The 14,553-nt window shown below is 39.6% G+C and carries 14 protein-coding genes; 1 reads left to right on the top strand and 13 read right to left on the bottom strand.

Going from position 1 to position 14,553, the window contains the following annotated elements:
- Positions 1-33 precede the first annotated feature (33 nt).
- From BUB56_RS07155 to BUB56_RS07140, 4 genes are all read right to left on the bottom strand, one after another.
- Positions 34-1,275, bottom strand: coding sequence for a M16 family metallopeptidase (locus BUB56_RS07155; RefSeq protein WP_110940689.1), 1,242 nt, complete (start codon positions 1,273-1,275; stop codon positions 34-36).
- Between the two features lie 539 nt (positions 1,276-1,814).
- Positions 1,815-2,015, bottom strand: a complete 201-nt coding sequence (locus BUB56_RS20360; RefSeq protein ID WP_408606942.1) for a double zinc ribbon domain-containing protein — start codon at positions 2,013-2,015, stop codon at positions 1,815-1,817.
- A 113-nt stretch (positions 2,016-2,128) separates the two neighbouring features.
- Positions 2,129-2,950, bottom strand: a complete 822-nt coding sequence (locus tag BUB56_RS07145) for a C40 family peptidase (protein ID WP_190014282.1) — start codon at positions 2,948-2,950, stop codon at positions 2,129-2,131.
- Positions 2,951-2,967: 17 nt separating this feature from the next.
- On the bottom strand, positions 2,968-3,741 hold the full coding sequence (locus BUB56_RS07140; RefSeq protein WP_110940687.1) for a serine hydrolase: 774 nt from the start codon (positions 3,739-3,741) through the stop codon (positions 2,968-2,970).
- A gap of 288 nt (positions 3,742-4,029) precedes the next feature.
- Between BUB56_RS07140 and nifJ the strand changes: the two genes are divergently transcribed.
- Positions 4,030-7,551, top strand: a complete 3,522-nt coding sequence (nifJ, locus tag BUB56_RS07135) for a pyruvate:ferredoxin (flavodoxin) oxidoreductase (protein ID WP_110940686.1) — start codon at positions 4,030-4,032, stop codon at positions 7,549-7,551.
- Between the two features lie 44 nt (positions 7,552-7,595).
- Here nifJ and BUB56_RS07130 read toward each other — a convergent pair whose 3' ends face one another.
- From BUB56_RS07130 to BUB56_RS07090, 9 genes are all read right to left on the bottom strand, one after another.
- On the bottom strand, positions 7,596-8,420 hold the full coding sequence (locus BUB56_RS07130) for an S-layer homology domain-containing protein (protein WP_110940685.1): 825 nt from the start codon (positions 8,418-8,420) through the stop codon (positions 7,596-7,598).
- Positions 8,421-8,609: 189 nt separating this feature from the next.
- Positions 8,610-9,404, bottom strand: coding sequence for a 3-deoxy-7-phosphoheptulonate synthase (gene aroF / locus BUB56_RS07125; RefSeq protein ID WP_110940684.1), 795 nt, complete (start codon positions 9,402-9,404; stop codon positions 8,610-8,612).
- On the bottom strand, positions 9,397-9,879 hold the full coding sequence (folK, locus tag BUB56_RS07120) for a 2-amino-4-hydroxy-6-hydroxymethyldihydropteridine diphosphokinase (RefSeq protein ID WP_110940683.1): 483 nt from the start codon (positions 9,877-9,879) through the stop codon (positions 9,397-9,399). Before folK ends, aroF begins: the two co-directional genes overlap by 8 nt.
- On the bottom strand, positions 9,872-10,237 hold the full coding sequence (gene folB / locus BUB56_RS07115) for a dihydroneopterin aldolase (RefSeq protein ID WP_110940682.1): 366 nt from the start codon (positions 10,235-10,237) through the stop codon (positions 9,872-9,874). Before folB ends, folK begins: the two co-directional genes overlap by 8 nt.
- On the bottom strand, positions 10,230-11,090 hold the full coding sequence (gene folP, locus BUB56_RS07110) for a dihydropteroate synthase (protein ID WP_110940715.1): 861 nt from the start codon (positions 11,088-11,090) through the stop codon (positions 10,230-10,232). Before folP ends, folB begins: the two co-directional genes overlap by 8 nt.
- 16 nt (positions 11,091-11,106) lie before the next feature.
- Positions 11,107-11,673: a GTP cyclohydrolase I FolE gene (gene folE / locus BUB56_RS07105; RefSeq protein WP_110940681.1), complete on the bottom strand. Its 567-nt coding sequence runs from the start codon at positions 11,671-11,673 to the stop codon at positions 11,107-11,109.
- A gap of 31 nt (positions 11,674-11,704) precedes the next feature.
- Positions 11,705-12,520, bottom strand: coding sequence for an aminotransferase class IV (locus BUB56_RS07100; RefSeq protein ID WP_110940680.1), 816 nt, complete (start codon positions 12,518-12,520; stop codon positions 11,705-11,707).
- 17 nt (positions 12,521-12,537) lie between these two features.
- On the bottom strand, positions 12,538-13,905 hold the full coding sequence (pabB, locus tag BUB56_RS07095; RefSeq protein WP_408606943.1) for an aminodeoxychorismate synthase component I: 1,368 nt from the start codon (positions 13,903-13,905) through the stop codon (positions 12,538-12,540).
- Positions 13,906-13,907: 2 nt separating this feature from the next.
- Positions 13,908-14,498, bottom strand: a complete 591-nt coding sequence (locus tag BUB56_RS07090) for an anthranilate synthase component II (RefSeq protein ID WP_190014280.1) — start codon at positions 14,496-14,498, stop codon at positions 13,908-13,910.
- Positions 14,499-14,553 lie beyond the last annotated feature (55 nt).

The raw sequence follows: 14,553 nt of genomic DNA, 5'->3' as shown, positions 1-14,553 counted from the left end.
CTAGGCCGTGTAAAGATTGTTCCTGCATGTTACCTACTGACCCATCAATATATGCACCATTGGCTCCCTTAGTACCTTCTCTGCTACACGATAGATGTCCTCTGCATGGATTTTTTCCATTGCTTTAAGATCATCCTCAAATTCCTCAATTTTTTTCCCCGCTAGCTTTTGATGAACGATATAGCTTGCTAATTCTGAAGAATCTTCCAACATAGAAGCAACAGCTGTCTTAATAACCTTTTTCATGAGCCTTACATTTTTCTCATCGAAACAGATTTCTCTGCTTTGAATTTTATGAATGCAGTCTTCTATAATTGATTGTGCCTCAAAAACATCTTCTTCCCCTACCGCAGTGTAAATGCTTAATATCTTAATATATTCGGTTGCATCCATCTCCGAATACACATCATAGGCAATGCCCTTTTCCTCCCTCAATGCCCTGAATAAGATAGAGTTGGGACTCTCTCCAAGCTTATGGTTTAAGATCTCTAGGGCTAACTCTTCCATACGGCTTAGGCCGTGAAAAGTATAAAGATATATAAGTGTATTTTGTTCAATATGCTTTTTATAGGTAACCCTCTGTAAAGACATATGCTTTTCTATTGCTACATTTCTTGACTGCAGAATGCCCGGCTGCCAGCATCCAAAGTATTGATTAACCATTGCTTCAACTGCCGTGTGCTCCATTGGAGACACAATGCTGATAACACATTGATTCGGTATATAGTGGTTATAATAGAATCTTTCCAGCTGAATTTTTGTAAATCCTTTGATGCTCTTTTCCGTCCCTATGACATCATACCGTAAAGGGCTGTTTTGAAATGCTGTTTCGTGGGCTTGCTGAAAGCTATACTGCTCTACATCGTCCATACTGGTTTTATATTCCGCCAAAATAACGCCTCTTTCCCTTTCAACTTCTTCCTCCGGAAAGGTAGCGTTTATCATCATATCTGCCAATATTTCAGCAGACTCCTCAAGCTCCTCTGCTAAAGCAGTTACAGCAAATACAGTAGATGTGTAATCGGTGTAAGCATTATAGGAGCCGCCTCTTTCTTCTAAGGCCTGGTTAATTTGATTATTGTTTCTTTTCTTCGTTCCCTTAAAAAGCATATGCTCAATAAAATGACAAATTCCCTTCTCATCCTCTTTTTCAAAAATAGTACCTATCCGAAGACCTACCTGAATGGAAGCCAGCTTTGAATCTCTTTTTACCGTAACTAGTTGTATCCCGTTTTCTAAAAAAATTTCCTTTGTGTCAAATTGTTTTTTAATCATCCTATTACCCCTACTCATAATATCAAACATAGTATAACAAACATATCATAGGCGTCAACTTAACCCATAATTTGTCATCCTGAGCGGAGTAAAACGGAGTCGAAGGATCTTTAAGCTAGATGATATATTCTGATAATCAAAAGTAATCTTGCTTATGTTCTATAAGATTCTTCGCTAACGCTCAGAATGACATGCTTCTAAGGTTTATTTGGAAATAATTGGATTACGTTGACGCCTATGACAAACATATAAGACTATTATAGATGATTTTATATGAAATAAAAAGTCCGCCTGAATATGTAAAAGAACCAGATCGATGATCCGGTTCTTTTTAATCTTTATAGTTTTGTTGCACACTTCCCGCAGAATCTGGAGGCTGCATTATTTTTTTGCACTGCAGGTTGGGCACTTTGCCAGGCTTAGGTTTGTTCCACAATTATTGCAAAACTTCCCTTATCCTAGCGGTTTTCCGCATTTCTGACAGCGATTTTCTATTGGCGGCTGTTCTTTCCTGTACTTTGGATTCTGACAGACTACAATCAGTTCTCCTTGGCAGCGCTCACAATAATCACCAAAAATGCTATTTTCCCACATTTTGGACAAACCGTTACTAATTTTAATCCACAATTGCTACAGGCTTTCCAGCCTTTATTGACGGGGCTTCTACACTTGGGATATCTTAGAAACAGTGGATCTTTCCTGTCGCATATTGGACAGACATTTGCATCCAGCAGTACCAATTTAGCACAATAAATGCAAGGTTACTTATAGCCAGGAATATTTTATTCCTCCCCCTTCCGTTTTGAAAAGAGATTTGATGATTAACCTTCCTTAAAAAGTGCTCTGCCTGATACTAGAAGATTGTCCCTATACCACTAATATCTTTATGCAGGTCCTCCCGATAGTCCACGTGCTCAGGATTTAGACTATTGATCAGAACCAGCCCCTCTTTTCCCGTTGCATGCACGTATTTATCTTCTCCTATATACATAGCCACATGGCCTGGAAAAAACAGCAAATCCCCTGGTTTAATTTCCTCAATGGATATTGACCGCATATATTCTTCCTTGAGCACCGCATCTCGATAAATGACTACACCGCATAGCATATATGCCATGGAGCATAATCCTGAGCAGTCAATTCCCAAAGGACTTTTTCCTCCCCACCGGTACTGAGTACCCAAGTAGGATAGGGCTGTGCTCACCAGCTTCATACGAAAGGCGGCCTCATCCTTTCGTAAGCCGTCCCCTTGCATTTTATGCAATAAAACCTTTCGTACCCAGCCATATTGCCTCTGAGGCAATAATACCTTAAACCAGTCTCCCTCCTCTCCAACCACTTGTATAAATGCCCCTCTTGTTAACAATAATAAGGGGCAGCTTGCATATTTGGGCTCGCTCATTACATCTGCCAGGTTGTGTATTACGACTGCATCAGCCTTTTCTCTCCACTGTAAGGCTTCTTTACTATCAATCAAAATATCTTCCTTGTATATATACCCGTGATATCCATAATGGGTTTCCACATAATACCACTGCTCATTGACTGCTTCAACAATTTTAATCACCATACCAAATAATACTTCATCTACTAAATCGCTTCCTACCTCCGGTTTATTTTTCAGTGGTGCTACCGTCTTTATGACAACAGCCCATAATCCCTTATCTTTTTCCATATCTGATCCCCCCATAATTATACCTGATGATAGTAGTCATAGACTGTTTTTGATATCTCTCCAATGGTTTGCTGCGCTTCTAAGTTACTTTTTGCTTCAGATACAAAAACCCCGAGCAAATAAGTACTCTGAGGAAGAAAGATAATCCCGATATCATGATTTAGATTGGTTAAATCCCCGGTTTTGTGTGCAATTTCTACGTCTTCCGGAATATATCTTTTCAGCATCGTTTTGTCCTTTTGCCGTTTCAGTATATCCAGAGCCAGGTTGCATAAATCCAAATTCAATACTTCCTTTTTGTATATTTTCTCCATTAACAAAGCCATATCCATTGCAGTAGTTAAATTTTGCTTACCTGCTTTTGCGGCTTCAAAGTCCATCATTTTGCGCTGTAGACGGGTATTTTGCAGCCCTATTTCCATAGCCCTATGATTAACTGCGTCAAATCCTAACAGGTCAATGAGAACATTGGTTGCTGTATTGTCACTCACAATGATCATGAGCATAATCAAATCCCGAAAGGTATAAGAGTCCGTTGTTAAATCACTTAATATACTATAATCTACCTTATCCTCTTCCATGATGGAAAACCTTTCATCTAGTTGATATTTACCTTCTTGAACTTGTTTTAATGCCTCTACCATTATGAGAATCTTAATGGTGCTTGCCGATGGGACAACCATTGTCTCATCCTTTCGAAAAATCCATTCATCCTTTCTTAGATCCTTTAAAACTACGCATGTTTTTGCCATAGTATTCCCTAACAGCATACGAATCCCTTTTTCAACCAAATTGACCCCTCCGCTATACTTTGATTAAGAAAGCTAATATCTGAATACTTCCATATCTCTTTGAATATTCCTCTTCTCTCTTGTCATTCTATAGAAATTTTTTTAATATTTTTCATTTAACTTTATTCTCAAATAATTATTTTATGATATGATAAATATAGACGAAAATTGGCAATCAATGTAAATCGACAGCACTGTATTTCGTTTCCATATGTATACATTGTACATATGATGTGTTTTTGGTTTTCTATTCCATATATTCTAAATTTTTATAAAGGAGGTTATCCTATGGCAAAAAAAATGAAAACGATGGATGGTAATACGGCTGCTTCTTATGTATCCTATGCCTTTACTGACGTAGCAGCAATTTATCCAATCACACCTTCTTCAACTATGGCAGAAAATGTTGATGAATGGGCGGCCCATGGACAAAAAAACATATTTGGACAAGAGGTTAAAGTTGTTGAGATGCAGTCTGAAGCTGGTGCTGCAGGTGCAGTTCATGGCTCCTTGGCAGCTGGCGCATTAACTACTACTTTCACAGCCTCACAAGGATTGTTGTTGATGATTCCAAACATGTACAAGATTGCTGGAGAACTGCTTCCTGGTGTTTTCCATGTTTCAGCTAGAGCTGTAGCAGGCCATGCACTCTCTATCTTTGGCGATCATTCTGATGTTATGGCTACTAGACAAACTGGCTTTGCTCTGCTAGCTTCCAGTTCAGTGCAAGAAGTTATGGATCTTGCTGGGGTAGCTCATTTAACAGCGATCAAATCCAGAGTGCCATTCTTACATTTCTTTGATGGATTTAGAACATCTCATGAAGTGCAAAAAATCGAAGTAATTGACTATGAGGACTTTGCTAAGCTTGTAGACTATGATGCGATCAAAGCCTTTAGAGATCGTTCACTGAATCCAGAGCACCCTGTAACAAGAGGAACAGCACAAAACCCTGATATTTTCTTCCAAGCTAAAGAAGCATCCAATCGATTTTATGAACAGGTTCCAGATATAGTTGCAGATTATATGAACCAGATCAATAAAATTACAGGACGCCAATACAAACCTTTCACATACTATGGTGCGGCTGATGCCGAAAATATCATTATTGCAATGGGTTCTGCCACTGAAACGATTGAAGAGACCATCGATTATTTAATCGCCAAAGGGGAAAAGGTGGGTTTGATAAAAGTACATCTTTACAGACCATTCTCTGCAAAATATTTCTTCGAAGTATTCCCTTCTACGGTGAAGCGAATTGCTGTTCTTGATAGGACAAAAGAACCTGGTGCACTAGGTGAACCATTGTATCAGGATATTCGTACCCTATTCTATAATAAAGAAAATGCACCATTAATCGTTGGTGGCCGTTATGGATTAGGTTCTAAAGACACAACCCCTGCTCAAATCGTTGCGGTTTATGAAAATTTAAAGCAAGCACAGCCTAAAAATCCGTTTACGATTGGTATTCATGATGATGTAACCTATACTTCATTGGAAGTCAAGGAAGACATCAATACTGCTCCAGAGGGAACTATCCGCTGTAAGTTCTGGGGATTAGGTTCCGATGGTACTGTAGGCGCTAATAAAAATGCTATCAAAATTATCGGAGATGAGACGGATCAATATGCTCAAGGCTATTTCTCTTACGATTCAAAAAAATCCGGCGGTGTAACCATCTCCCACTTGCGTTTCGGTAAAAAACCAATCAAATCAACCTATCTGATCAATGAAGCAGACTTTGTTGCCTGTCACAACCAGTCCTATGTATATCAATATGACCTGCTAAAGGGACTAAAAAAAGGCGGTACCTTCGTATTGAACTGTCAATGGACAGTTGATGAATTGGATGAAAAGCTTCCTGCTGTGATTAAAAAATATATTGCTGACAACAATATTGAATTCTATACAATTAACGCTACAGATATTGCTGCCGAGATCGGTTTAGGCAACAGAATCAACATGATTATGCAGTCAGCCTTCTTTAAGCTGGCAAAGGTTATTCCCATTGAAGATGCAGTTAAATACTTAAAAGAAGCAATCGATCACTCCTATGGAAGTAAGGGAGATGCTATTGTAAACATGAACTATGCTGCTGTTGATAGAGGCATCACAGCCCTTGTCAAAGTTGAGGTTCCAAACAGCTGGAGCAATGCATTAGAAGAAGCTGCCGCAACCAGCGAAGCACCTGATTTTATTAAGAATGTTTTGATCCCTATGAATAGACAAGAAGGGGATGCCTTACCGGTTAGTACCTTCGTTGGAGCAGAAGACGGAACCTTCCCTATGGGTACCTCTGCCTATGAAAAGCGCGGTATTGCAGTGAACGTTCCGGAATGGCAAATAGATAAGTGTATCCAATGTAACCAATGCTCCTTTGTCTGTCCCCATGCAGCTATTAGACCTTTCTTATTGTCTGAAGAAGAAATGCAAGGTGCTCCTGCATCCTTCGAAACGAAGAAAGCTATGGGTAAGGGATTTGAGGCACTAACCTATAGAATTCAAGTAAGTACAATGGATTGTACCGGCTGCGGAAACTGCGCAGATATTTGTCCTGCTAAAGAAAAAGCTTTAATCATGAAGCCCCTTGAGTCCCAAGTTGATGTTCAGATCCCTAACTGGAATTACGCTATGACTGTTTCCATCAAGGATGATTTAATGCCTTTAACAACCATAAAGGGCAGTCAGTTTGCCCAGCCGCTTCTTGAATTCTCCGGTGCCTGTGCCGGCTGTGGAGAGACTCCTTATATAAAAGATATCACTCAATTGTTTGGAGACCGGATGATCATTGCCAATGCAACCGGATGTTCTTCGATCTGGGGCGCTTCCGCACCTGCTACACCATACTGCAAAAACGCTGAAGGCAAAGGTCCTGCATGGGCTAATTCACTGTTTGAAGACAATGCCGAATATGGTTACGGCATGGCTGTTGCTATCAGACAAATAAGAGACCGGCTCACACTTATTATGCAGGAGGCTTTGAACCTTGACATTTCTGAGAACTTTAAAGAAGCTTTAAAGGCATGGCTAGAAGGTAAAGAAGATGCTGATGCCAGCAAGGCGGCAACTGCTAAGTTGATGCCGTTGTTCAATGCACCATCACTGGATGGAAGGGCTAAAGAAATATTTGCAGAAATTGCGGATAAAAAAGACTATCTCATCAAGAAATCCGTTTGGATTGTCGGCGGCGACGGATGGGCTTATGATATCGGATATGGTGGATTAGATCATGTATTGGCTTCTGGAGAAAATGTAAATGTGCTCGTATTCGATACAGAAGTTTATTCCAATACAGGCGGTCAATCTTCAAAAGCTACACCGGTAGGTGCTGTTGCTAAATTTGCAGCTTCCGGTAAGAAGATGAAGAAAAAAGATCTTGGTATGATCGCTGCTACCTATGGTTATGTATATGTGGCACAGGTTGCCATGGGCGCTGACAAGAATCAGTTCTTAAAAGCAGTCATTGAAGCAGAAAAGCATGATGGACCTTCCATTATAATCGCTTATGCACCATGCATCAACCATGGCCTGAAAGAAGGAATGGGTCGTACACAGGCCAATTCTCAGCAAGCTGTAGATGCTGGATACTGGCATCTATACAGATTCAATCCTGCCCTCAAGGAAGAAGGCAAGAATCCTTTCATTTTAGACTCCAAAGAGCCTAAAGCCAGCTTTAGGGAGTTCTTAATGGGACAGGTTCGTTATACTTCCCTCATGAATTCCTTCCCAGAAATTGCCGAAGAGCTATTTACAAAGGCAGAGAAGGATGCCAAGGAAAAATACGAAAGCTATAAGAAAATGGCACAATAGCATATATACAAAGAGCCCAGGCCTAGGCTTGGGTTCTTTGATTTCTACTGATTTAATAGATTAAAAATAACCTGTGCACCTTCTGCACGATTCGTGATTCCCTTAGGAGCGAACTGATCTTGTCCTCTTCCTCTCATCAATCCTACTGCAACTACTTTGTTTACATTGTTTTTCGCCCATGTACTGATTTGTTCTCCATCCGCAAAAACAGCTTCAGATGCTTCTTCCACTTTCTCACCTTTTTTCACTTCGTAGGCCTGCAGAATCATCGTTGCCATTTCTTCACGGGTAATGTTCTTATTTGGGGCGAATTTCGTTTCACTCATACCTTTAACAATTCCGGCTTCAAAAGCTGCCTGAACAGTTTTGCCATACCATGCATCTGCAGATACATCCTCAAATATTGAGGGGCCTTCTGCAGTTAATTCCAATGTATTTACTAATAGTGTAACAAATTCTGCCCTTGTCATTTGGTTTGCAGGAGCAAATTGCGTATCACTCATGCCCTTAACGATGTTCTTATCTCTTAACTCATGGATTACATTAAATGCCCAATGATTTTCTGGCACATCTGTAAATAGTTTTTTCTCAGGTGTATCCTCAGCATCTTCTTCTGTGTCTTCTTCATCTTCTTCTATGTCTTCTTCATCTCCCTCTTTATCTTCTGCATCTTCTTCTGTTCCTTCTACTGGCCCTGTCGGAACATCCTCATCTTCAATTTCGTCAGTAACTTCAACTGCAGTATCCTCTACAACTGCTGATGTTTGATCTGTTTCCCCATCGGCATAAGTCATATTCGGCGAAACAAACATAAATACCATACATAAAGCAACCAGTGATGCCAATAAAGATTTTAACTTACTTTTCATTAACTTTGCCCCTTTCACATTTTGGATAATTTTTCTCTTTTAATATATATTATCCTGTTTATAAGTTACACCATTCAATTGTTTCACGCAATATGTTTGCCTGAATTACAAAAAAGAGGAAAGCTGTCCAGGTTTTAGACAACAAAAAAACTTAGGCATTATACCTAAGTTTCTTGTATGATCTGTGTTTTATATACTTATAAAAGGCTCAATTTGTTTCAACAGCTCCTTATACCCTTCCAAGCATAAAGACTGCTTTCCGTCGCTTAAGGCATACTCGGGCTTAGGATGAACTTCTACCAAGATGCCGTCTGCACCGCAAGCCAGGGCTGCTCTTGACATAGGAGTTACCAGTTCTCTTATACCCGTACCATGGCTAGGATCTACTATGACCGGCAAACCGGTTTCTTTTTTCATGATAGGTACAGCCGCCAGGTCAAGGGTATTTCGTGTATAAGTATCAAAGCTTCTTATTCCTCTTTCACAGAGGATAATATTGCTGTTTCCATGAAAGGCAATGTATTCTGCTGCCATCATCCATTCCTTAAGGGTTGCGGACATTCCTCGTTTTAGAAGAATCGGTTTTTCTAAAGTGCCCAGTTCCTTCAGCAAAGAATAGTTATACATATTTCTAGAACCAACTTGTATAATATCTGCATATTCATTAACGATATCCATGTGCTTTTCGTCCATTAATTCAGTAATAATGGGTATACCGGCAGCATTTCCAGCTTCTCTTAAAAGCTTTAACCCCTCAATACCAAGCCCCTGAAAGGAATATGGACTCGTTCTAGGCTTAAACACCCCGCCACGGAGAATATGAACACCTAACTCCTTCAGTGCTAAGGCAGTCTCTACAATCTGCTCTTTTGATTCTACAGCGCAAGGACCAGCGATAATGATTGGCGGATGGCCTCCACCAATTTTCAAATCTCCTACAGAAACCACAACTTTTTTTCGTATAAGTACTTTATTTTCACTCATAGGCAATCTTCCTAATTCCTTCTTGTCCTAATTTTTCTACAATATCTCCAATGCTATGTCCAAATATGCTTATATCCTTAGCGATTTCATATAGAGGAATCATTACAAAGGATCGTTCACACATTCTTGGATGAGGTATGGTGAGGTACTCATCCTGAGATGTATAGTTTTCATAAAGAAGTATATCTATGTCTATCGTTCTTGGACCCCATCTTATTTCTCTTTTTCTTTTCAGTTTCTGTTCGATTTCATTACAATAGGATAAAAGTGCCTTTGGATCTAAATTTGTTTCAATAGCAGCTACGATATTCAGAAAACTATCTTGATCCAAATAGCCCACCGGATCTGTCTCATAATAGGATGAACTATGGGTTATCTGAATGTCTTTATGCTCTCTGAGGAGTTCTAAAGCAGCATCTATATATTCTCTTTTATTTCCAATATTGCTTCCTAACCCCAAGTACGCCTTAGCCATTTCTATTTCTCCTTATTTCTATGCCAAAGTAGTCATAAATCCCCGGAACAGGTGCTTCCGGCTTCCGAATGGTAATCACAATCTCTACTATCTTTTCAAACCTTTGCAGAACAATTTTTGCGATGCTCTCTCCCAATGCTTCTATCAGCTGAAATCTCTTATTCTCAACAGTCTCCTTAATGATTTCGTATACCTCGGCATAGTTTACAGTATCTACTACAGAATCAGAACCTCCTGCTTTTGCAAGATCCAAGAAAAGCTCTATATCTAAGAAGAATTTCTGTCCCAGCCTGTTTTCTTCCGGTAAAACTCCATGATATCCGTAAAAACCAAGATTCTTCATAATTATTTTATCCATGATATGTACCTCTCACAATTGCATCTGTAACCTGGGCTGCCCGTAAATTTTCCTTAACATCATGAACCCTTAGTATGTCAGCTCCCTGCATAATACCCATAACTGAGGTAGCTATGGTTCCTTCGACCCGCTCTACTGGAGGCAAATCTAATATCTTTCCGATCATAGATTTTCTTGAAGTACCTAAGAGCCAAGGGTATCCCAGATCATTTAGTTCATCCAGTCTAGCCATCACATGCATATTTTGCTCTGGTGTTTTTCCAAAACCTATGCCTGGATCCAAAATGATATGCTCCTTTTTAATACCGGCTTTTAGGGCTATATCAATAGATTTCTTTAGAAATCTCTTTATCTCTTCTATAATATCTGTGGAATACTCAGTTCCCCTCTGATTATGCATAACCACTACGGGAACACCGTATTTAGCAATTACACCGGCAATGTCCGGATCCCGTTGAAGGCCCCATACATCGTTGATCATATGCGCTCCTGCATTTAATAATTGCTCCGCTACCTCTGCTTTGTAGGTATCTATAGAAATAGGAGCCTGCACTGTTTGAACTAACCGCTTAACTACTGGCAAAACCCTGTTCAATTCCTCTTCAGCTGATACCTCTGCAGCTCCCGGTCTGGTAGATTCTCCTCCTATATCAATGATATGGGCTCCTTGTGCAACCATGTCTACAGCGTGCACTACTGCCTTTTCAATTTCTGCAAAACTTCCCCCGTCAGAAAATGAATCTGGTGTTACATTGAGTATTCCCATAATATAGGTACGGCTGCCAAACTGAAATGCCTGATTTCCACATTGAATCTCTACATTTCGGTTAAAGTCCCTATGAATGCCTCTCATAATCATCACCTTTCTGCTACTTGCCAAAGTTAATCAGCGCCATTGCCTCGGCTCTGGACTTCGCATCATCCTGAAAGATTCCCCTTACTGCTGATGTAAGTGTTTTGGATCCTGGTTTTTTTACGCCCCGCATGGTCATGCACATATGCTCAGCCTCAACGACTACAATCACACCATAAGGGTTCAGCTTTTCCATAATGGTATCCGCAATGGTTGCCGTAAGCCGCTCCTGAAGCTGGGGTCTTTTTGATACGGTTTCCAATACCCTTGCCAGCTTGCTTAAGCCCGTTAATTTTCCCCCTTTTGGGATATATCCAATATGGGCTTTCCCATAAAAGGGCACCAAATGATGTTCACAAACAGAATAAAAAGGGATATCCTTAACCAGTACCAACTCCTCATGCTTTTCTTCTTCAAAGTAAATCTCCAGATGATCCTTTGGGTCCGCCTTTAATCCTGCAAAAATCTCTCCATACATACGTGCAATACGTTTTGGTGTATCCCTTAGTCCCTCTCTATCGGGATCTTCACCGATTGCTTCTAATATATCTCTAACTGCCCTCTCAATTTTCGTCTTATCCATTTTGCCCCTTCTTCCTTCGTAAATTTTTTTCTTACTGATTTTCTATTAACTGATAATAAGCGTCTGAAAGCTTTCGGGTAATAGTATTATTGCTTAGGTCCATTTTGTAATCACAGATTTGAGATACTGGCATGATCCCCAATATGGAATTTGTTATAAAGACCTCATCTGCAGTAATCAATTCCGCTTGGGAAAACTCCCCTTGATTTACCTTTAGCCCTAGCCTGCCTCCTAAAAACAAAACCTTTTCCCGCAAAATTCCCGGGAGCAGCCCACAGGAAACTATTGGCGTGTGGAGGATGTTATCCTTCACAAAGAATATGTTTGATAGAGAACCCTCACTCACCTTATCAAAGATATTCAAAAAAACAACTTCATCGAAGCCTAATTTCGAAGCACTCTGTTTTTCCAATATATTCTCCAGATAGTTAGCCGATTTAATATAGGTCAATCTGGCATGAGGATTTCGCTTTGTCTCTGCAAAGCAAAGACTAAATCCCTTATCATAAATTTCTTTTCTATATGTATTCTGCCGCGTTGAAATGACCATATCTGTAGTATTTTTATTCTTCCCATATAATATTTTGACAATCCCTGTTTCCATTTCATTAGCAGCAATTAAATCACAGCAATATTTTTTTACTTCATCTGTAGAATATGGAAAACTCAGTTCAAGCTGATCACAAGCATTTTTCAGCCTTTTGACATGCTTCTCAAAAAATAATGCTTTGCCCTTGTATATTTTTATTGTCTCAAAAACACTATAACCAAAGTTATAGCCTTCACTGTCTGCCATAATATGGGCTTTATCACGCTCAATGAGCAATCCATTTAATATCATAAACATATTTATTCACCATCTCTTTAGCTGCTCAAAGCTTTAAACAGCGCCCTGCCTTTGTGCAGCGTTTCCTCGTATTCCATTTCTGCATCTGAATCCCAAACAATTCCACCACCCACTTGGAAGTAGGCTTTACCATTTTTGCAGACTATAGTTCGAATCACTATATTTAGATCTGTATCCCCATTAAAACCTATATAACCAATAGAACCTGTATAGATATTTCTTTGGGTAGGTTCCAGCTCATCAATAATCTCCATAGCTCTAATTTTAGGTGCTCCAGTTATTGATCCCCCAGGAAAGGTAGCACTAATACAATCGACAACATCACATTCCTCTTTCATTTCTCCGACTATAGTGGATACCAAATGATACACTGTGGCATATTCTTCTAAGTGAAAGAGTTCGGTAACCTTTACAGTACCGGTTTTTGACACCCTGCCCAAATCGTTTCTTTCCAAATCTACAATCATTAGCAGCTCTGCCTGGTCCTTTTCACTTGTTAATAAGTCTTGTCTATTCTGCATGTCCTCCTCTGGCGTCTTGCCTCTCGGTCGTGTACCTTTTATCGGGCGGGTTTCCATAATTCGATTTTTTATTTGAATAAATCTCTCCGGGGAGCTGCTGACAATGGCAACATCCCCAAAATCCAATAAACTTGCAAATGGAGCTGGGTTAATCGTTCTTAGTTTACCATACAGTTCATAGGGTGAATCCTCAAGATTGCATTCAAAGCGTTGTGTAAAGTTTGCCTGATAGATATCCCCTGCTCTTATATATTTTCTGACTTTTTCGATGGCTTCCAGGTATACTTCCTTGGTCATATTGGCTTTAAAATCCACTTCCCTGGGATTCATTTTAACCTCTATAGAAACACCTCTTTGTTCAGCCTTTGCAATCTCGTCTTCAATTGTTTGCACTCTTTGATCTGCCGGAGTTTTGATACCCAGAGCCGCAATGTATACTGTATTCTGTCGGTGGTCGATAATGATTATTCCATCATAGACACCAAAATAACAGTCCGGAATGTCTATATCGTCAATGGCTCTCCTGGGAAGCCTTTCAATATGATGACATAAGTCATAGGATAGATATCCTACCAATCCGCCAACAAAGGGCATTTCCGACTTATAATCCATTTTGTATCGGTCTATTATCTCTTTCAGTTTATTCAGTGGATTTCCATAATAGATGCTTGTTTGCGATTCTTCTATGATTTCAATTTGTTCATTTTTACTCTTAAATACTAAAAGAGGATCAAATCCAATGAATGAATATTTACCCAGCTTTTCATGGTCCATCCCACTATCTAAAAAAAAGCTATAGGAGCGATCCTTAAATATCGTATAAAGTTGAAAACTATTTAAACTTGTGTCAATTTTTTGTATGATCATTATTTCACCTGCTTTTCTAGGTTCTTGACCTGCTGCAAAAAATTATCCAATAGTTCCATGCCCATTTCTGTAAGGATGGCTTCCGGGTGAAACTGGACGCCTTCAATCATATATTCTTTATGGCGTATGCCCATAATTTCCCCTTCACTGGTATCAGCAGTTATTTCAAAACAGTCCGGCAGACTTTCCCGCTCAATGACAAGGGAATGATATCTCGTAACCTTTAGCGGGTTTTTCAAGCCCTTAAAAACACCTTTATTATTATGGGAGATTGAATGTACCTTTCCGTGAACAGGTTCTATGGCCCGTACTATTTTTCCGCCAAAAACCTGCCCTATGGTCTGATGCCCTAAACAGATCCCCAGGATAGGAATTCTTCCTTTAAAATGTTTTACTACATCTATACAGATTCCAGCTTCATTAGGTGTGCATGGGCCGGGAGATAATACGATCATCTGAGGATTCATTTGCTCGATTTCATTAATGCTGATTTGATCATTGCGGTATACTAACACTTCTTCCTGCAGACAGGATAAATACTGGGTTAGATTATAAGTAAACGAATCATAATTATCAACCATTAGGATCAATTTAGGCACCCCTCTACCATTTATCTTGGAAATATTATCAATTATTTTCTACAAA

The organism is Geosporobacter subterraneus DSM 17957 (genome assembly GCF_900142145.1).
Classification (GTDB): domain Bacteria; phylum Bacillota; class Clostridia; order Peptostreptococcales; family Thermotaleaceae; genus Geosporobacter; species Geosporobacter subterraneus.
This window is presented reverse-complemented; position numbering and strand designations above follow the sequence as displayed.